Source organism: Nocardioides antri, from assembly GCF_008373765.1.
GTDB lineage: Bacteria > Actinomycetota > Actinomycetes > Propionibacteriales > Nocardioidaceae > Nocardioides > Nocardioides antri.
Genome location: NZ_VUJW01000001.1, coordinates 812,404 through 829,861 on the forward strand (window position 1 = coordinate 812,404; position 17,458 = coordinate 829,861).

Sequence of the window (17,458 nt, forward strand, 5' to 3'; positions counted from 1 at the left end):
AGTTCCTCGAGTCGAGAGTTGGTCGCAGCATGGTTCCCCTGATCGGAATGCCGGGCACCTGGGAGATGGTGATCATCCTGGCGATCGTCATCCTGATCTTCGGTGCTGCGAAGCTGCCCGAGCTCGCCCGCGGGACCGGCCAGGCGCTGCGGATCTTCAAGGCCGAGACGAAGGGCCTGAAGGACGACGACGAGACGCCCAAGGGCGAGCTGCCGCCGGCTGACGACCACGTCACCGAGGGCGAGATCGTCGACGAGCAGCACAAGCACAGCAGCTGAGCCCGGACCGCACTTGTCGCTCACGGGAGTCGTCCAGCTCTTCGTCGGCAGACCCGTCCACCCCGTCGGCCCCGACGGGCGGATGGCGCTGTCCGACCACCTGCGCGAGCTCCGCGCCCGGATCCTGAAGGCCGCGCTCGCGATCACCGTCGCGTTCGTCGTCGCGCTTTTCTTCTTCGAGCCGCTGTTCCAACTGGTGCTCGACCCCTATCTGGAGGCACAGGAGAGGCTCCCGAACGGGCGCACCGAGGCGACGACCGCCGGCGCGGCCGGCGGCTTCCTGCTCTACCTCAAGCTGTGCGGCCTGGCCGCGCTGATCGGGTCCAGCCCGCTGTGGCTCTACCAGATCTGGGCGTTCATCCTGCCCGGCCTCCACCGCAACGAGAAGAAGTGGTCCGCGATATTCGGGGCGATCGCCGGACCGTTGTTCTTCATCGGCATCGTGCTCGGCTACGTCACCCTCCCGAAGGGGCTCGAGGTCCTCATCGGCTTCACCCCGGCCGACCTCACCAACCTGGTCGAGTTCAACGACTACCTGACGTTCTTCATCCGCACGCTGCTCGCCTTCGGCATTGCGTTCGAGATCCCGGTCTTCGTCGTAATGCTGAACCTCGCCGGCATCGTGAAGGGCAAGACGCTCGGAGCGCACCGGCCCTGGATCATCATCGGCACCTTCGTCTTCGCCGCCGTGATCACACCGTCCGGCGATCCCTTCACGATGACGTTCATGGCGGTGCCGATGGTGGTGCTGTTCGCCATCTCGGAGGTCATCGCCCGCCTCAACGACCGCCGTCGTGACAAGCACGCTCTCAACGCCGGGCTCAGCCCCGACGAGGCATCACCGCTGTGACCGAACGGTGCAGTGCGGTCGACGCGTTCGACCTGCCGGAATGGCTCGGCGTCGACCCGGTCACCTGGTCGGCGGCGGGGCCGCTCCGCCACGGGATCGTCCCCGGCGTGCTGTGCAGCGACAGGACCGGCGTCGAGCTGCCGTGCGACCTGATGGCGGGCGACGTCGCCTACCCGGTCGCGGTCACCGACGAGGAGACCCGGGTCCAGATCCACCAGGCGTGGCGGCACGGCCAGGTCCACGTCGTACGACGGGGCGACCGGCTCACGCTCGGCGCCCCCGGCACGGACTTCACCGCCCCGCGCGTCCTCGATGTCGTCGGGCGACTCGCCAAGGCCGTGGGCGCGCCGCCGGACCACTTCGCGGTGCGGCTCCGGGTCGCCCGCGACGGCTCGGGCTGGGACCGCGGCGGATAGGTTCTCCCTGTGACCCGTGAGATCCGTGAGATCGCCTTCCTCACCAACCCCACGGCGGGGAAGGGGCGTGCGGGCCGGGTGCGGGACGTGGCGCTGCCGCTGCTCCACGGCGCGGGCTGGCGGGTGCGGCTGCTCGAAGGTCGCGACGCTGCCGAGGCCGCCGATCTCGCGCGGAAGGCCGTCGTCGACGACGTCGACGCGCTGGTGGTGTGCGGAGGCGACGGGCTGGTCCATCTCGCGCTCCAGGAGGTCGCCGGGACGGACCTGCCGCTCGGCATCCTCCCGGCCGGCACCGGCAACGACGCCGCCCGGTCGGTCGGCATCCCGCTGCGGGACCCGGCTGCAGCGACCGCCCGGCTGCTCGCCTGGCGACCGCGGCGGATCGACCTTGCCCGCTCGGGCGACCGGTGGTTCGCCACCGTGCTCGCGGCGGGCTTCGACGCCGTCGTCAACGAGCGCGCCAACCGGATGTCGTGGCCGCGGGGCCAGATGCGCTACAACCTGGCGACCGTCGCCGAGCTCCGCACGTTCGAGCCGCTCCACTACGAGCTGGACCTGGACGGCGAGCACCAGCAGATCGAGGCGACGCTGGTCGCCGTCGGCAACGGCCCGTCGTTCGGCGGCGGCCTCCGGATCGCCGAGGGCGCGTCACTCGACGACGGCTTGCTCGAGGTGATCGTCATCGGGCCGGTCACCAAGCCCGAGCTCGTGCGCACCTACCCGAAGCTGTTCAAGGGGACCCACGTGCACCACCCACAGTTCTCGCGGCACCGGGTGCGGCGGGTCACCGTCGCCTGCCCGGGGATCGTCGGCTACGCCGACGGCGAGCGGTTCGGCGCCCTGCCGCTCACCGTCGAGTGCGTCCCCGGCGCGCTCAAGGTGCTGGCATGAGCGTCTTCGAGGAGTTCGCGGCGTCGTACGCCTTCGAGCTGGACGACTTCCAGGTGGAGGGCTGCCGCGCCCTGGAGGCCGGACAGGGGGTGCTGGTCGCGGCCCCGACCGGCGCCGGCAAGACCCTGGTGGGGGAGTTCGCCGTCCACCTGGCTCTCGAGACCGGCCGGAAGTGCTTCTACACGACGCCGATCAAGGCGCTGTCGAACCAGAAGTACCACGACCTGGTGGCCCGCTACGGGCCCGAGCGGGTCGGGCTGCTGACCGGCGACACCACCGTCAACGGCGAGGCGCCGGTGGTCGTGATGACCACCGAGGTGCTCCGCAACATGCTCTACGCCGGGTCGCGGACGCTGATCGGGCTGGGCTTCGTGGTGATGGACGAGGTGCACTACCTCGCGGACCGCTCCCGTGGCGCGGTCTGGGAGGAGGTGATCATCCACCTCCCCGAGTCGGTGACCGTCGCCTCCCTGTCGGCGACCGTGTCGAACGCCGAGGAGTTCGGCGAGTGGCTGGAGACCGTGCGCGGCGAGACGCGCACGATCGTCGCCGAGCGGCGGCCGGTGCCGCTCTACCAGCACGTCATGGTCGGGCGCCGCCTGCTCGACCTGTTCGCGTCGTCCGACGTGGACGCGTCGGCCGGCTTCGTGCGGGAGGGCGCCCCGGTCAACGACGAGCTGATGCGGATCGCGCGCGACGACTGGGCCAGCACCCGCCTCATGCGCGACCGCCGGTCGCCCCGCAAGGGCAAGCCGGGGTCGTCCAAGAACCCGCGCAGCGTCGGCAACGGCCGCCGGGTGTGGATCCCGGGGCGGATCGACGTCATCGACCGGCTCGAGCGCGAGGCGATGCTCCCCGCGATCGTCTTCATCTTCAGCCGGGCGGCGTGCGACGCCGCCGTCGAGCAGTGCGTCGACGCCAACCTCCGCCTGACGACGGCCGACCAGCGCGACGAGGTGATCTCGTTCGTCGAGCAGACGGTGGGCCAGCTGCCGGGCGCCGACCTCGACGTGCTGGGGTACCACGAGTTCCTCGACGCCCTGAGCCGCGGCGTCGCCGCCCACCACGCGGGGATGCTGCCGGCGTTCAAGGAGTGCGTCGAGGCGCTCTACCTGCGCGGGCTGGTCAAGGTGGTCTTCGCGACCGAGACCCTCGCGCTGGGCATCAACATGCCGGCGCGCACCGTGGTCCTGGAGAAGCTGACGAAGTGGAACGGCGAGACCCACGCCGACATCACGCCGGGGGAGTACACCCAGCTCACCGGCCGGGCGGGACGGCGCGGGCTCGACGTCGAGGGCCACGGGATCGTGCTGTGGCAGCCGGGCATGAACCCGCGGGAGGTCGCCGGTCTCGCGTCGACGCGCACCTACCCGCTCCGGTCCTCGTTCCGCCCCTCCTACAACATGGCGGTCAACCTGGTGCACCAGTACGGCCGCCACCGCTCCCGGGAGCTGCTCGAGCAGTCGTTCGCCCAGTTCCAGGCCGACCGCGCCGTGGTCGGGCTCGCACGCCAGCTCCGCAAGGCGGAGGACGCGCTCGCCGGCTACGCCGAGGCCGCCAAGTGCCACCTCGGCGACTTCATGGAGTACGCCGACCTCCGCCGCCAGGTCAACGACCTCGAGAAGGACGCGAAGCGCTCGCGCCGCGCCGAGCGGCGCGACGAGGCGGCGACCTCCCTCGAGCGGCTCAAGCCGGGGGACGTGATCGTGGTGCCCGCCGGCAAGTACGCCGGCCCGGCGGTGGTCGTCGAGCCCGGCCTCTCCGAGCACGGGCACCGTCCGCTCGTGGTGACGGCCACGCGGCAGTCCAAGCGACTGGCCGCGCCGGACTTCCCGGTGCCGGTCGAGCCCGTCGGCCGGATCCGGCTGCCGAAGCGGTTCGACGGCCGCAACCCGCATCAGCGCAAGCAGGTGGCGGACTCGATCCGGCAGGCCGTCGAGCACCTCCCGCACTCCGTCACCCGGCCACGTCTGGAGAAGGGGTCGGTCGACCCCGCGGTCGCGTCCGAGGTCTCCGCCCTCCGCGAGCGACTGCGGTCGCACCCGTGCCACGGCTGCCCGGAGCGGGAGGACCATGCGCGCTGGACCGAGCGCTACTTCAAGCTGCAGCGCGACACCGAGACGCTCGCGCGGCGGGTGGAGCGTCGTACCAACACCGTCGCCCGGCAGTTCGACCGGGTCTGCGAGGTGCTCGACGCGCTCCGGTACCTCGATGAGGACCGGGTCACCGATCGCGGACGCGGGCTGATGCGCATCTACTCCGACCTCGACCTCGTGGCAGCGGAGGCGCTGCGCGAGGGGATGTGGGACGACCTGTCGCCGGCCCAGCTGGCCTCGGTGCTGTCGGCCCTCGTCTACGAGGCCCGTCGTCCCGACGAGTCGCCCCCTCGGGTGCCGGGCGGGCCGATCGCGAGCACGATCGAGCGGATGCAGCGCCTCTGGGGGGAGCTGGAGCGCCTCGAGAAGGACCACAGGCTCGCCTTCCTCCGGGCCCCGGACGCCGGTTTCGCGTGGACCGCCTACCGGTGGGCGGAGGGCGACCCGCTCGACGAGGTCCTCACCCGCGCCGACCTCACCGCCGGCGACTTCGTCCGCCAGATGAAGCAGCTCGTCGACTTCACCGGTCAGATCGCCGACGCGGCCGGCGACTCGCCGGTGCGGAAGACCGCGCGCGCGGCCGTCGGCCTGCTCCGGCGGGGGATCGTGTCGACCGACTGATCGCGGTCGTGCCACCATCGATCATGCGCCTGGGTGCGATGGTCCTCCAGACCCGTCCATGGCACCAGCTCAGCGATGAGTTCCGTGCCATCGAGGAGGTCGGGTACGACGTCGCCTACGTCGCCGACCACCTGACCCATGCGACCATGCCCGGTCGATGGCTCGGGGACGCGTTCACGACCCTGGCGGCGGCGTCCGGCGTGACCCGACGTCTCGAGCTCGGCACGCTGGTCGCGTCCGCTGCCTACCGGACGCCGGTGCCGCTGGCGCGCGCGATGGCCACCGTCACCGACATCTCCGGCGGCCGGCTGGTCGTCGGCCTGGGCGCCGGCTCACCGGCGTGTGCGGCGGCCGACCGTGCGGCGCACCCGTCGGCGCCGGAGATGATGGACCGGTTCGTCGACCTGGTGGAAGGCCTGTGCCAGGTCTGGGACCAGGCGGCCGAATGGCGAGGCAGTGGACTGGCGTTCGAAGGTGTCGAGACGCTGCCGCTGCCACCCGGCGTCACGGCCCCGCACCTGCTGCTGGCGGCGCACGGGCGGCGCGGGCTCGACCTCGTCGCCCGGCACGGCGACGGCTGGAGCACGTACGGCGGGGTCGGCGTCGCCGACCTGACCCCCGACGAGTTCTGGACCCGCGTCGGCGAGCAGGCTGCGGGTCTCACCGCGGCGTGCGAGCGTCACGGCCGTGATCCCTCGACACCGCGCCGGTCCCTGCTGGTGGGGTTCGGGAAGCTGCGGCCGACCGAGAGCGTGGGAAGCTTCCTCGACGCCGTCGAGCGGGCGAGCACCGCCGGCTTCGACGAGGTCGTCGTCTACTGGCCGGAGGGTGAGCCCGGCGACCGCTTCTGGTCTGACCCCGAGGTCCACGCCGAGGCCCTGAGCCGGCTCGGGAAGACCTGAGCCTGTAGGCGCGATGAGTTCGGTGGAACTCTGGGGTCAGCCCAGCAGACACTTCTTCGAGGAGGCCGGATGACCACCACGACCACCCGCACGCTCGCCGTCCCGGGCGCCGTCCTGACCTACGACGTGCACGAGCCCGACGCCCCTGCCGACCACCCGCCGCTCTTCGTCTTCGGCTCGCCGATGGGCGCGTCCGGCTTCGCGCAGCTGGTGCCGCACCTCGACGACCGCATCGTCATCACCTACGACCCCCGGGTCACCGAGCGCAGCCGGCTCGAGGAGGGTGGCGAGGTGTCGTTCGAGGCCCACGCCGACGACGTGCACCGCGTCGCGGAGGCGACCGGCCTTGGTCCCGTCGACGTCTTCGCGTCCAGCGGGGGAGCGGTCGCCGCGCTGGCCTGGGTGGTGGCCCACCCCGACGAGGTCGGCACCGTCGTCGCCCACGAGCCGCCGCTCTCGACCCTGCTGGAGGACGCCTCCGTGCTCGAGCGCGTCAACAAGGACATCGTCGACACCTACCAGCGCAGCGGCCAGGGGCCGGCGATGGCGAAGTTCATCCAGCTCGTCATGCACGAGGGCGTGCTCACCGAGGACTTCCTCGACCAGCCGGCGCCGCCTCCGGAGCAGTTCGGGTTCTCCAGCGAGGACGACGGCCGCCGGGACGACCCGCTGCTCGCCCACAACATGACGATGGCGCCGTACCACCCCGACGGCGAGGCCCTGCGCGCCTCCGGCGTGCGGATCGTGCCGGCGGTCGGTGCGACCAGCGGAGCAGCCGTGCCACGCCGCGGTGGCGAGGCCCTGGCGGCCCTCCTCGGCGTGGAGGCGGTCGAGTTCCCGGGCGACCACGGCGGCTTCGTCGCCAACGAGTGGTCGCCGGCCAACGACCCGGCCGCGTTCGCCGCGAGGCTGAAGGACGTGCTCGCGGGCTAGCCTGCGAGCACGGTCGTCAGCCGCTCGACCGGCGAGCCCAGCCCCCAGCGCTCGGTCAGCGTCGCCACGGCGTCGGGATCGGCAGGGGCGCTCGGCAACGCGAGCGCGTCGCCCCGCGGGAGGTCCAGGTCGCGCGCCACAGCGACGACGGTCGGCGCGACGGCGAGGTAGTCAGCCGCGTCCTTGATCTTCAGCCGCGGTCCGGGCGCCAGGTCGCTGTCCGGGTCGCCCGCAGCGGCGATGATGCCGGCGATGTCGCCGAACCGCCCGAGGAGGGTGGCGGCCGTCTTGTCGCCCACGCCCTTCACGCCCGGCAGCCCGTCGGACGGGTCACCCCGCAGGGTGGCGAAGTCGGCGTACTGACGGGCGCTGACGCCGTACTTGTCCAGCACCCAGGCCTCGTCCACACGCTCGTGCTTGCTGACACCCTTGCCGATGTAGAGCACCCGCACGTCCGCACCGTCGTCGACGAGCTGGAAGAGGTCGCGGTCGCCGGTCACGACGTCGACCGGCTGCCCGGCGCCCGTCGCGAGGGTGCCGATGACGTCGTCGGCCTCGTAGCCGGGGGCGCCCACGACGGCGATGCCGAACGCGTCCAGCACCTCGCGGATGATCGGCACCTGCGCCTCGAGCGGGTCGGGGACCTCCTCGACGTCCGGAGCGCCCTCGACGGGTACGACGACCCGGTGGGACTTGTACGTCGGCAGCAGGTCGACCCGCCACTGCGGTCGCCAGTCGTCGTCCCAGCAGCAGACCAGGTGGCTCGGCCGGTACTGCTCGACGAGGTAGGCGATGTAGCTCACCATCCCCCGCACGGCGTTGACGTTGGTGCCGTCGGGCGCGAGTGCCTCGGGTGCGCCGAAGAAGGCGCGGAAGTACATCGAGGCGGTGTCGAGGAGCATGAGGCGCCCGGGCGCAGCAGAGGTGTCCATCACGCCGAATCGTAGGCCCCGGGCCCGACCGGATGCCCTAGGGTGGCGATCGTGAGCCCGAACAGCAGTTCCTCCGCCGTCGAGGCCACCGATCGCCAGATCCTCGAACTGCTGGCCACGGACGGCCGGATGTCCTACACCGACCTCGGGAAGGCGACCGGACTGTCGACCTCCGCGGTGCACCAGCGGGTGAAGCGACTGGAGCAGCGCGGCCTGATCCTGGGCTACGGCGCGACGGTCAACCACGCCGAGATCGGGCTCCCGCTCACCGCGTTCATCGCGATCCGCCCGATCGACCCGTCCCAACCCGACGACTGCCCCGAGCGGTTGCAGCCGCTCCCGGAGATCGAGTCGTGCTGGTCGGTGGCGGGCGAGGAGTCCTACGTCATCAAGGTGCGCACGCACTCGCCGTCGGAGCTCGAGGAGCTGCTGGCCCGGATCAGGGCCGCCGCCAACGTCTCCACGCGCACGACGATCGTGCTGTCGACGTACTACGAGAACCGGCCCGTCACCGGCTGACGCCGGGCCGTCCCAGTGGGGCCTCAGTGGGCCTGGAGCGCCGCCGTACGACGTGAGGCCTCGGCGACCTCTGCGGCCCGCAGCGCCGAGTCGTCGAGGTCGGCGTGGCTCGCCCACCAGGCCTGGCCAGCCGCCGGGAGCGTGTGGATCGGGTCGTAGTACTCGTACGTGCGCTCCAGCGCCTGCGGGTCGCCGGCCTCGATCGAGGTCAGGTAGTTCTTGGTCCAGTAGCTGATGCCGCGCTCGACGTCGTAGTCGGCGAGCTGGTGGACCCAGCGCTTGCCGACGAACGGCACGTCGCACACGATCCGCGGCGTGGCGAAGCCCGGCAGGTAGCCCATGATCTGGTGCTGCAGGTGCTGCGCCTGGGCGACCGAGATCCGCCAGTGCTCGCTGTAGGGGATCAGGTCGCACATGTAGAAGTAGTAGGGCATGATCCGCGCGCCGTCGAGGAGCGCGAAGCACAGGTCGAGCAGCGCGTGCGGGTCGGCGTTGACCCCGTTGAGGATGACGCCCTGGTTGCGGACGTCGCGGACGCCGGCGTCGAGCAGCAGCGCCGCCGCGTCGGCGACCGCGGGCGTGATCGACTGCGCGTGGTTGGCGTGGGTGTGGATCGCGAGCGAGACGCCGCGGCTGCGAGCGGTGGCCGCGACGCGGCCGAGGCCGTCGACCAGGTCGGGCTGGGCCCAGTGCTGCGGGAGGCCGATCAGCGCCTTCGTCGCGAGCCGGATGTCGCGGATGTTCTCGATCTCCAGCAGGGAGTCGAGGAACGCCTCGAGCCGGGGCCACGGCATGTTCGCGACGTCTCCGCCGGAGACGACGACGTCGCGCACCGACGGCGTACGGCGGAGGTAGTCGAGCATCGAGGTCAGCCGGTCGTTCGGCTTGGCGACGAACTTGAGCTTCTCGACCGTCGGCGTGGAGTTGCCGACGAGGTCCATCCGGGTGCAGTGGCCGCAGTACTGCGGGCAGGTCGGCAGCAGCTCGGCGAGCACCTTGGTGGGGTAGCGGTGGGTCAGGCCCTCGGCCACCCACATGTCGTGCTCGTGGAGCGAGTCGCGGGTTGCGTGGGGGTGGGACGGCCAGTCCGTGCGCCGGTCGGAGAAGACGGGCAGCATGTAGTGACGGATCGGGTCGGCGTAGAACGCGTCGGTGAGCGAGCCGGGGCCGGAGGGCTGCACGTGCGGAGCCATCGTGTTGAGCATCTGCGGCGGGACGAGCATGGACATGGTCGCCCGCTCGGTCTGGTCGCGCTCGAGGTCGGCGTAGAAGCGATCGTCGACGAGGTCGCCGAGGAGCTCGCGGAGCTGCTTGATGTTCTTGACGCAGTGCGCGCGCTGCCACTGCACCGAAGCCCAGTCCTCCGCGGTCACGTCGCGCCACCCCGGGAAGCGGGTCCAGTCCGGCTCGGTGAGCTCGACCCGGGTGTACGGATAGGGCTGACCGGCGGGCTCGGGGATGCCGACTGCGATCGACGACTCGATGCTCATATGTGCCAGACTACGTGAAGATAATCCGGCTGCAACATCCACACGCCGGACGATTTCCGGCCTAGTGAATCATTGGAGGGACCGTGTCGACGGTGAAGCAGCGCAGCGACGCGACCGGGCTGCACCGGGTGCTGGACGATGCGACCGTGCTGCCGCAGGCGGCCCGGCGGCTCGACACCCGCCGCGAGCTGTGGCCGGACGAGGTGCGGATCCGCGTCGAGCGGCTCAACCTCGACGCAGCGTCCTTCCGCCAGCTCGAGGAAGCGGCAAAGGACGGCGACGGCCGTGTCGATCATGGGGCAGTCCGCGAGGCGGTGCTGGCGATCGTGGCCGAGCGCGGCAAGATGCAGAACCCGGTCACCGGCTCCGGCGGGATGCTCATCGGCACCGTCGAGGAGGTCGGCCCGGAGTCGCCGCTGGGGCTCGAGGTGGGTCAGCGCGTCGCGACCCTGGTCTCCCTCACCCTCACGCCCCTGGTCATCACCGATGGCCTGGTCGGCTGGGACGGCCGGTCGGAGCAGGTGCCGTGTGATGGCTACGCGGTCCTCTTCGGCCGGTCGATCGCAGCCGTGCTGCCCGACGACCTGCCCACCGGTCTCAGCCTCGCGGTGATGGACGTGTGCGGCGCCCCGGCGCTGACCGCGCGCGTCGTCCGGCAGTACGTCGACCGCGGGCGGGCGCCGCGCGTTGCGGTGATCGGCGGCGGAGGCAAGTCCGGGTCGCTGGCGCTCGCCGCCGCCCGGGCCGGGGGAGCCGGTCGGCTGATCGGGGTCGTGCCGACCGATCGCGAGGCTGCGTCGCTGGCCGCTGCCGACCTCGCCGACGAGGTCGTGGTGACCGACGCCCGCGACCCGATCGCGCTGCGCGACGCGGTCACCGCCGCCGGCGGGCCGGCCGACATCACAGTGGTCTGCGTCGACGTGCCGGGCTGCGAGGGCGGCGCCATCCTGGCGACGGCCGAGGGCGGCACCATCATCTTCTTCTCGATGGCCACGTCCTTCTCCGCCGCCGCGCTCGGCGCGGAGGGCGTTGCCGCCGACGTCACGATGCTCGTCGGCAACGGCTACGTCCCCGGCCATGCCGCGCTGGCGCTCGACCTGGTCCGGACCAACCCCGGTGTCCGGAAGCTCTTCGAGGAGCGACTGGCGTGAGGGGCAAGCTGGACCTCGACCCGGTCACCGTCCGCAAGGCACGATCGCTGGCCCGCAAGGCCGGTCGGCCGATCGTGAAGCTCGCGCAGCAGCACACGACCGTGTCGGTGGAGCGCGCGACACTGCGGCTCGCCGGCCTCGGCGGCGCCGATGCCGAGGGGACGCCGTGGGTCAACCGCCTCCTCGACGCTGTCCGCGCGGACGTCGGGCTCGAGCACGGCGTCGCGCTGCCCGTCTGGGACGCGCTCGCCCGGGGCGAGGCGGAGGACCTGCTCACGCTCGCCCAGAAGGCCTCGGCGGGCTCGGTGCGGTTCGAGATCCCCGAGGGGACCCGCGCGAAGCGGGCCCGGACAGCGAGTCGGCGCCAGGTGGGTGCCGGCGTCCGGCAGGTCGACCGCCGCCGTACGGAGCGCGACCGGCTGATCAAGCGGCACGGCGACGCGCCACGACAGCCCTGGATCTACCTGATCGTCGCCACCGGCGACATCTACGAGGACATCCCGCAGGCGCAGCAGGCTGCCCGGGAGGGCGCCGACGTCATCGCCGTGATCCGGTCCACCGGTCAGAGCCTGCTCGACTTCGTGCCCGAGGGCGCGACCCGCGAGGGCTTCGCCGGCACGTACGCGACCCAGGAGAACTTCCGCCTCATGCGGGCCGCGCTCGACGAGTCGAGCAGGGAGCTCGGTCGCTACGTCCGGCTGACCAACTACGCCAGCGGCCTCTGCATGCCGGAGATCGCGGCGCTCGCCGGCCTCGAGCGGCTCGACATGATGCTCAACGACTCGATGTACGGGATCCTCTTCCGCGACATCAACCCGGTGCGCACGTTCGTCGACCAGCGGTTCAGCCGCCAGGTCCACGCGCGCGCGGGCATCATCATCAACACCGGCGAGGACAACTACCTGACCACCGCCGACGCCGTCGAGGCGGCGCACACGGTCACCACGAGCCAGCTGCTCAACGAGTACTTCGCCAAGGAGGCCGGGCTCGAGGACTGGCAGCGCGGCCTCGGCCACGCGTTCGAGATCGACCCGGCGGTCCCCGAGTCGTTCCGGCTGGAGCTCGCTCACGCCCTGCTGGCGCGCGAGCTCTTCCCGGACGCGCCGCTCAAGTGGATGCCGCCCACGCGGCACATGACCGGCGACGTGTTCCGCGGCTACCTGCTCGACGGCTTCTTCAACCTGGTCGGCGCGATGACCGGCCAGGGCATCTTGCTGGTCGGCATGATGACCGAGGCGGTCGTGACGCCGTGGCTCTCCGACCGCGACCTCGCCCTCCAGAACGTCCGCTACGTCCTCGACGCCGCCGGCGGTCTGCACGAGGACTTCCACCCGGCGCCCGAGGGGTTGATCGCCACCCGCGCCCGCCAGGTGCTGGGGGAGACGATCGAGCTGCTCGAGCGGATCACCGACGAGGGCCTCCTCGACGCCATCGCCGACGGGACCTTCGGCCTGATGCGACGCCCGGCCGACGGGGGCAAGGGGCTCGACGGCGTCGCCCGAAAGGCTCACGACTACTACAACCCCGCCAGCGACCTGCTCGAGGAGGGACGATGAGCACGCTCGTGCGCCCCTACGGCGACACCACCGGCGACGGCATGGTGCAGATCAGCTTCACCCTGCCGGTCCCGCACTCCAAGCGTGCCGAGGGCGCTGCCCAGCAGCTCGCGGCCAAGATGGGGCTCGACCCCGCGCTGGTCGTCCACGCCAAGGCGATGGGGCCCGACTTCACGTTCTTCGTCGTCTACGGCCGGGTGCACCACCTGGTCGACCTCGATGCCGTGGAGGTCGTCGAGCGTGACTACCCGCTGCTCACCCCGAAGGAGGTCAACGCGGCGATCAAGGCGTCGCTGCGCCGCCGGCTCGTCGTCATCGGTGCCTGCATCGGCACGGACGCCCACACGGTCGGGATCGACGCGATCCTCAACATCAAGGGCTTCGCGGGCGAGAAGGGACTGGAGTACTACCGGGAGATCAAGGTGGTCAACCTGGGCGCCCAGGTCTCCGTGCCGCAGCTCGTCGACCGCGCCGTGACCGAGCAGGCGGACGCCGTGCTCGTCTCCCAGGTCGTCACCCAGCGCGACGCGCACCTGCTCAACACCCGCGAGATGGCGGCGGCGTTCGGCGAGGCCTTCCCGGCCGAGAAGCGCCCGCTGCTGGTGGTGGGCGGACCGCGGTTCGACGAGGCGATGGCGGCCGAGCTGGGTGTCGACCGGATCTTCGGCCGGGGCACGACGCCAGGCGAGGTCGCGAGCTTCCTCGCCCATAGGCTGGCCTCGTGAGCGCCCCCCAGCAGCCGGTCGGCACGAAGGTGACCCAGCGCCGCTACGTGCCCTACTCCCACGCCCACTACGCCGGCAACCTGGTCGACGGGGCCTACGGGCTCGGCCTCTTCGGGGACGTGGCGACCGAGCTCTGCATCCTCACCGACGGCGACGAGGGCCTGTTCGCGTCCTACGACGACGTGCAGTTCCGCGCACCGGTCCGGGCCGGCGACGTCGTCGAGGCCACCGCCGAGCTGGTCCGGGCCGGCAGCCGGTCGCGCCGGATGGCGTTCACGCTGACGGTCGTCGCGCGCGGGGCAGCGACGCCGGAGAGCCCCGGTTCCGCCTCGTTGCTCGACCCGCCGCTGGTCGCCACGACCGCCACCGGCACCGTCGTCGTCCCCTGACCGCGATTCCGTCGGCGCGTTGCAAGCGACACGCCGTCGATGCCCGAGATTTTTCGCGGATCTGGGCTTCGAGCCACCCCGCTCTGACCTGCGCGTTCGCGCATCCGTGCAGGTCAGCGGGCGGTTGACACTCAGCCCTTCACTCGCCCAAAGTACGTGGCGTTGCTCGTGCAGGTCGTGGTAGGCGGACCGACGTCCGAGTGGCCGCAGACGGGGGTGTAGCGCCAACACCTCTCATCACGGTTCGCGGAGGTCGGTCCGCTCCTCGAGAGCGACACGGAAGGGTCGTCTTCCCCCTAGACAACGTCCCGAGATCGGCAGCCGGTCGATCGTCGAGATGGTCCGAAGGTGAGGTCGACCCTTCCGTCGCCCTGACGGTGCGGTCACTAGGCTGATCACGTGCTCGTCGCCCGCCTCCTCCTCGCGATCGCGGGCGGCCTGGCTCTCACCGCCTCCTTCGAGCCGATCGCGATCGCGTACCTCCTGCCGTTCGGCCTGGCTGCGTTCGCGCTGGCGACCCACGACCTCCCGTTCTGGCGCTCCGGGCTGGTGGGCCTGGTGTTCGGCGTGACGTTCTACTTCACCCACATCGACTGGATGCGCACGTCGATCGGCCCGGACGCGTGGCTGGCCCTCTCCGCGGTCGAGGCGCTCTTCTACGGCATCGTCGGGCTCGCCGTACCCCTGGTCCGGCGGCTGCCGGCATGGCCGGTGTGGCTCGCTGCGACCTGGACCGCCGTCGACGCCCTCCGGAGCGAGTGGCCGTTCAGCGGCATGCCGTGGGGACGGCTGGGCTTCGCCGTCGCGGACACCCCGGTCGCGCCGGCGCTCGCGTACGTCGGGATGACGGGTCTGTCGTTCCTGCTGGCGCTGCTCGGCTTCCTGCTGGCCGCCGGGGTCGAGGACTGGCTGCCGTCCGTCGCGGGGACGGTACGACGACGCCGGCCGGTCGCGCTCGGGGGAGCGGTCGCGATCCTCGCGGTGCTGGTGGTGCCGGTGGTGGTGCCCTACGAGGCGGACCGGTCCGGCTCCGCCGTCGTCGCGGCGGTGCAGGGCAACCTGCCGGGTCCCGCCGACGACATCCTCTACGACCACCGGGGCGTCACCCGCAACCATGTCGAGGCGACGATCGACCTCGCGAACAGGTCGACGCTCCGCCCCGACTTCGTGCTGTGGCCGGAGAACTCCACCGCGGTGGACCCGTTCGTCGACAGCGACGTCAACGACGGCATCCGCGAGGCCGTCGCCGCGATCGGCGTCCCGGTCGTCGTCGGCGGCCTGGTCGACGACGGCGAGGAGCACGTGCTCAACCAGGGGATCGTGTGGGACCCCGCCACCGGGCCGGGGGACCGCTACACCAAGCGGCACCCCGTGGCCTACGGCGAATACATCCCGCTCCGCCGCTACTGGGACCCCAACTTCGGCGCGCTCCGGGCGATCAGCCGGGACATGAAGAGCGGGACCCGCACCAGCCCGCTGCGGGTCGCCGGGATCCCCGTCGCCGACGCCATCTGCTTCGACGTCGCCTACGACGACGTGATGCGCGATCAGCTGCAGGAAGGTGCGGAGCTGCTCACCGTGCAGACCAGCAACGCGAGCTTCATCTTCACCGACCAGATCGACCAGCAGTTCGCGATCACCCGGCTGCGGGCGATCGAGTCCGGGCGGTGGCTGGTGGTCGCCGCCACCAACGGGATCACCGGGGTGATCGCGCCCGACGGCACGGTGATCGCCGCGGCCGACCCCCGGACGACGGCGGTGCTGGTGGAGGAGGTCGGCCTCAGCACCGAGCTGACGCCGGCGACCCGGCTCGGGGCGTGGCCGTCGCGGGTGTTCACCGGGCTGTCGCTCGTCGGTCTCGTGCTGGGCGGGATCGCGTACCGTCGACAGCGAGATCATGCCGGGTCCGCCCGGGCCACCGCCGACCATGCGGAGCCCGAGACGTCCCCGACTCCGAGTGAGGCTCCAGTTGGCTGAGAACGTGACCACCGGCGGCGACGCCGTCGCCGGGCTCGGACGCGTGGTCGTGGTGGTCCCCACCTACGACGAGGCGGCCAACCTGGCCTGGATCGTCGGCCGCCTGCGGCGCGCGCAGCCCGCCCTCGACGTCCTCGTCGTCGACGACAACTCTCCCGACGGCACGGGAGAGATCGCCGACGGCCTCGCGGCCGCCGACCCGCACGTCCACGTCCTGCACCGGACCGCCAAGGGCGGTCTCGGCGCGGCGTACCTCGCCGGCTTCGCGTGGGCGCTGGCCGCCGGCTACGACGTCGTGGGGGAGATGGACGCCGACGGCTCGCACCAGCCGGAGCAGCTGCACCGGCTGCTGCAGGCGCTCCGCTCCGCCGACCTCGTGATCGGGTCGCGGTGGGTGCCGGGCGGAAGCGTGGTCAACTGGCCGCGGCGGCGCGAGGCGCTGTCCCGCGGCGGCAACCTCTACGTCCGGCTGCTGCTGGGGATCGACATCCGCGACGCGACCGCCGGCTACCGGCTCTTCCGTCGCGAGGCGCTGGAGAAGATCGACCTCGCCTCGGTGCGCTCCACCGGGTACGTCTTCCAGACCGACCTGGTCACCCGCTGCCTGCGTGCCGGGCTGGTCGTGCGGGAGGTCCCCATCGAGTTCATCGAGCGGGTCCGGGGCGAGTCGAAGATGAGCAGCCAGGTGGCCCTCGAGTCGCTGAAGCGGATCACCCAGTGGGGCATCCGCGAGCGCTGGGAGCACGCTCGGGCACGGGCCCGCAACCGGTCCTCATCTACCCTCGAAGCGTGAGTACGACGAGGCGCCGCCGCTGGCTGCCGCTGCTGCTGTTCGTGGCGTTCGTCGTGGTTCCGCTGGTGGAGATCTACCTCGTCATCCAGGTCGGCCAGACCATCGGGCCGTGGTGGACGATCGGGCTGCTGATCCTCGACAGCCTCGTCGGAGCCTGGCTCGTGAAGCGGGAGGGGCGCCGCGCGTGGACCGCCCTCCGCACGGCCCTCGCAAGCTACCGCCCGCCCGCCAGGGAGCTCGCCGACGGCGCGCTCATCCTCATCGGCGGCACGTTGCTGCTGACCCCCGGCTTCGCCACCGACGTCGTCGGGTTCCTGCTGATCCTGCCGTTCACCCGCCCGATCTTCCGGCGGGCGTTGTCGGCGTACGTCGGCTCGCGGATGACCGTCGTCGCCGCAGGCCAGGCCCGACCGGCAGGACCACGACCGACAAGACAGAGCCCCGGCCCGACGGCAGGGGATGCCGTCGTCCGGGGCGAGGTCGTCGAGGACTGAGCGAAGGTCAGGGCCGAGGCTCAGGCGTTCGCCGCCTTCCGCTTCCGTCCGGTGGAGCGGTGGAGGTGGGCCGGGCCGATCTCGCCGCCCCGGAGCAGCTCCAGCCGCTCGGTGAGGATGTCCTCGAGCTCCTTCTCCGAGCGCCGCTCGAGCAGCATGTCCCAGTGGGTGCGCTGCGGCTTCTCGACCTTCTGCTCACGCTCGATGCCGGACGTGCTCTCGGCCTCGGCGCCGCACCGCGGGCACTCCCACACCGCGGGGACCTCGGCCTCGATCGACATCGTGATCTCGAACTGGTGTCCGTGGGGGCACAGGTATCCGACCTGCTGACGTGCGGCGAACTCGATGCCGCGCTCGTCCTCGAAGGACTGCCCGCCCAGTCGTGCGCCCCGCAAGGTCCGCTCCGCCATGATGCTCCGCCTCCCATGTCTCGACCCCTGCTCCT

Annotated in this window: 18 protein-coding genes; 15 read left to right on the forward strand and 3 right to left on the reverse strand. The window is 71.7% G+C overall.

What is annotated here, in order from left to right:
• Nucleotides 1–29: 29 nt before the first annotated feature.
• The 7 genes from tatA to F0U47_RS04010 all read left to right on the forward strand — a co-directional run bounded on the left by tatA (nucleotide 30) and on the right by F0U47_RS04010 (nucleotide 6,987).
• A complete protein-coding gene (gene tatA, locus F0U47_RS03980) occupies nucleotides 30–278 on the forward strand; it encodes a twin-arginine translocase TatA/TatE family subunit (protein WP_149748977.1) in 249 nt (82 codons plus the stop codon).
• A 13-nt stretch (nucleotides 279–291) separates the two neighbouring features.
• Nucleotides 292–1,128, forward strand: coding sequence for a twin-arginine translocase subunit TatC (gene tatC / locus F0U47_RS03985; RefSeq protein ID WP_149748978.1), 837 nt, complete (start codon nucleotides 292–294; stop codon nucleotides 1,126–1,128).
• On the forward strand, nucleotides 1,125–1,544 hold the full coding sequence (locus F0U47_RS03990) for a hypothetical protein (RefSeq protein ID WP_149748979.1): 420 nt from the start codon (nucleotides 1,125–1,127) through the stop codon (nucleotides 1,542–1,544). Before tatC ends, F0U47_RS03990 begins: the two co-directional genes overlap by 4 nt.
• A 9-nt stretch (nucleotides 1,545–1,553) precedes the next feature.
• Entirely contained in the window at nucleotides 1,554–2,435 is an 882-nt protein-coding gene (locus tag F0U47_RS03995; RefSeq protein ID WP_246159415.1) for a diacylglycerol kinase, read from the forward strand.
• Nucleotides 2,432–5,152 (forward strand): DEAD/DEAH box helicase, encoded by a 2,721-nt coding sequence (locus tag F0U47_RS04000; RefSeq protein WP_149748980.1) that lies wholly within the window; start codon nucleotides 2,432–2,434, stop codon nucleotides 5,150–5,152. The genes F0U47_RS03995 and F0U47_RS04000 overlap by 4 nt, the downstream gene beginning before the upstream one ends.
• Nucleotides 5,153–5,160: 8 nt before the next feature.
• Nucleotides 5,161–6,054, forward strand: a complete 894-nt coding sequence (locus tag F0U47_RS04005) for an LLM class flavin-dependent oxidoreductase (RefSeq protein WP_246159416.1) — start codon at nucleotides 5,161–5,163, stop codon at nucleotides 6,052–6,054.
• 69 nt (nucleotides 6,055–6,123) lie between these two features.
• The gene (locus F0U47_RS04010) at nucleotides 6,124–6,987 is read left to right on the forward strand and encodes an alpha/beta fold hydrolase (RefSeq protein WP_149748981.1); all 864 of its coding nucleotides are present in this window, start codon (nucleotides 6,124–6,126) and stop codon (nucleotides 6,985–6,987) included.
• Here F0U47_RS04010 and F0U47_RS04015 read toward each other — a convergent pair.
• The gene (locus F0U47_RS04015) at nucleotides 6,984–7,919 is read right to left on the reverse strand and encodes a 5'-3' exonuclease (protein ID WP_246159417.1); all 936 of its coding nucleotides are present in this window, start codon (nucleotides 7,917–7,919) and stop codon (nucleotides 6,984–6,986) included. The two genes, F0U47_RS04010 and F0U47_RS04015, sit on opposite strands and share 4 nt — an antisense overlap.
• A gap of 51 nt (nucleotides 7,920–7,970) precedes the next feature.
• On the opposite strand from F0U47_RS04015, the gene F0U47_RS04020 reads away from it, so the two are divergent.
• Nucleotides 7,971–8,438 (forward strand): Lrp/AsnC family transcriptional regulator, encoded by a 468-nt coding sequence (locus tag F0U47_RS04020; RefSeq protein ID WP_246159418.1) that lies wholly within the window; start codon nucleotides 7,971–7,973, stop codon nucleotides 8,436–8,438.
• Nucleotides 8,439–8,461: 23 nt separating this feature from the next.
• On the opposite strand, the gene F0U47_RS04025 is transcribed toward F0U47_RS04020, so the two are convergent.
• On the reverse strand, nucleotides 8,462–9,928 hold the full coding sequence (locus F0U47_RS04025; protein ID WP_149748982.1) for a KamA family radical SAM protein: 1,467 nt from the start codon (nucleotides 9,926–9,928) through the stop codon (nucleotides 8,462–8,464).
• Nucleotides 9,929–10,020: 92 nt separating this feature from the next.
• Between F0U47_RS04025 and kdd the strand changes: the two genes are divergently transcribed.
• The 7 genes from kdd to F0U47_RS04060 all read left to right on the forward strand — a co-directional run bounded on the left by kdd (nucleotide 10,021) and on the right by F0U47_RS04060 (nucleotide 17,013).
• Complete coding sequence (gene kdd, locus F0U47_RS04030; protein WP_149748983.1) at nucleotides 10,021–11,079, forward strand: L-erythro-3,5-diaminohexanoate dehydrogenase; 1,059 nt, start codon at nucleotides 10,021–10,023, stop codon at nucleotides 11,077–11,079.
• Nucleotides 11,076–12,635 carry a lysine 5,6-aminomutase subunit alpha gene (kamD, locus tag F0U47_RS04035; protein WP_149748984.1) on the forward strand — a complete coding sequence of 520 codons (1,560 nt, stop codon included), beginning with the start codon at nucleotides 11,076–11,078 and terminating at the stop codon, nucleotides 12,633–12,635. The genes kdd and kamD overlap by 4 nt, the downstream gene beginning before the upstream one ends.
• Nucleotides 12,632–13,360 (forward strand): lysine 5,6-aminomutase subunit beta, encoded by a 729-nt coding sequence (kamE, locus tag F0U47_RS04040; RefSeq protein ID WP_149748985.1) that lies wholly within the window; start codon nucleotides 12,632–12,634, stop codon nucleotides 13,358–13,360. The genes kamD and kamE overlap by 4 nt, the downstream gene beginning before the upstream one ends.
• A complete protein-coding gene (gene kal, locus F0U47_RS04045) occupies nucleotides 13,357–13,749 on the forward strand; it encodes a 3-aminobutyryl-CoA ammonia lyase (RefSeq protein ID WP_149748986.1) in 393 nt (130 codons plus the stop codon). Before kamE ends, kal begins: the two co-directional genes overlap by 4 nt.
• Nucleotides 13,750–14,148: 399 nt before the next feature.
• Entirely contained in the window at nucleotides 14,149–15,726 is a 1,578-nt protein-coding gene (gene lnt / locus F0U47_RS04050; protein WP_149748987.1) for an apolipoprotein N-acyltransferase, read from the forward strand.
• On the forward strand, nucleotides 15,719–16,519 hold the full coding sequence (locus F0U47_RS04055; protein WP_246159419.1) for a polyprenol monophosphomannose synthase: 801 nt from the start codon (nucleotides 15,719–15,721) through the stop codon (nucleotides 16,517–16,519). Before lnt ends, F0U47_RS04055 begins: the two co-directional genes overlap by 8 nt.
• On the forward strand, nucleotides 16,516–17,013 hold the full coding sequence (locus F0U47_RS04060) for an FxsA family protein (protein WP_246159420.1): 498 nt from the start codon (nucleotides 16,516–16,518) through the stop codon (nucleotides 17,011–17,013). Before F0U47_RS04055 ends, F0U47_RS04060 begins: the two co-directional genes overlap by 4 nt.
• Before the next feature lie 20 nt (nucleotides 17,014–17,033).
• Here the strand turns inward: F0U47_RS04060 and F0U47_RS04065 are convergent, their stop codons facing one another.
• Nucleotides 17,034–17,423 (reverse strand): RNA polymerase-binding protein RbpA, encoded by a 390-nt coding sequence (locus F0U47_RS04065; RefSeq protein WP_149748989.1) that lies wholly within the window; start codon nucleotides 17,421–17,423, stop codon nucleotides 17,034–17,036.
• Nucleotides 17,424–17,458: the final 35 nt, after the last annotated feature.

What these genes read in the sequence shown, in the direction of transcription:
- tatA (WP_149748977.1), top strand. Translation starts at nt 30, where the DNA reads ATGGTTCCCCTGATCGGAATGCCGGGCACCTGGGAGATGGTGATCATC.
- F0U47_RS04000 (WP_149748980.1), top strand. Translation starts at nt 2,432, where the DNA reads ATGAGCGTCTTCGAGGAGTTCGCGGCGTCGTACGCCTTCGAGCTGGAC.
- F0U47_RS04010 (WP_149748981.1), top strand. Translation starts at nt 6,124, where the DNA reads ATGACCACCACGACCACCCGCACGCTCGCCGTCCCGGGCGCCGTCCTG.
- F0U47_RS04015 (WP_246159417.1), bottom strand. Translation starts at nt 7,919, where the DNA reads ATGGACACCTCTGCTGCGCCCGGGCGCCTCATGCTCCTCGACACCGCC.
- F0U47_RS04025 (WP_149748982.1), bottom strand. Translation starts at nt 9,928, where the DNA reads ATGAGCATCGAGTCGTCGATCGCAGTCGGCATCCCCGAGCCCGCCGGT.
- kamE (WP_149748985.1), top strand. Translation starts at nt 12,632, where the DNA reads ATGAGCACGCTCGTGCGCCCCTACGGCGACACCACCGGCGACGGCATG.
- F0U47_RS04065 (WP_149748989.1), bottom strand. Translation starts at nt 17,423, where the DNA reads ATGGCGGAGCGGACCTTGCGGGGCGCACGACTGGGCGGGCAGTCCTTC.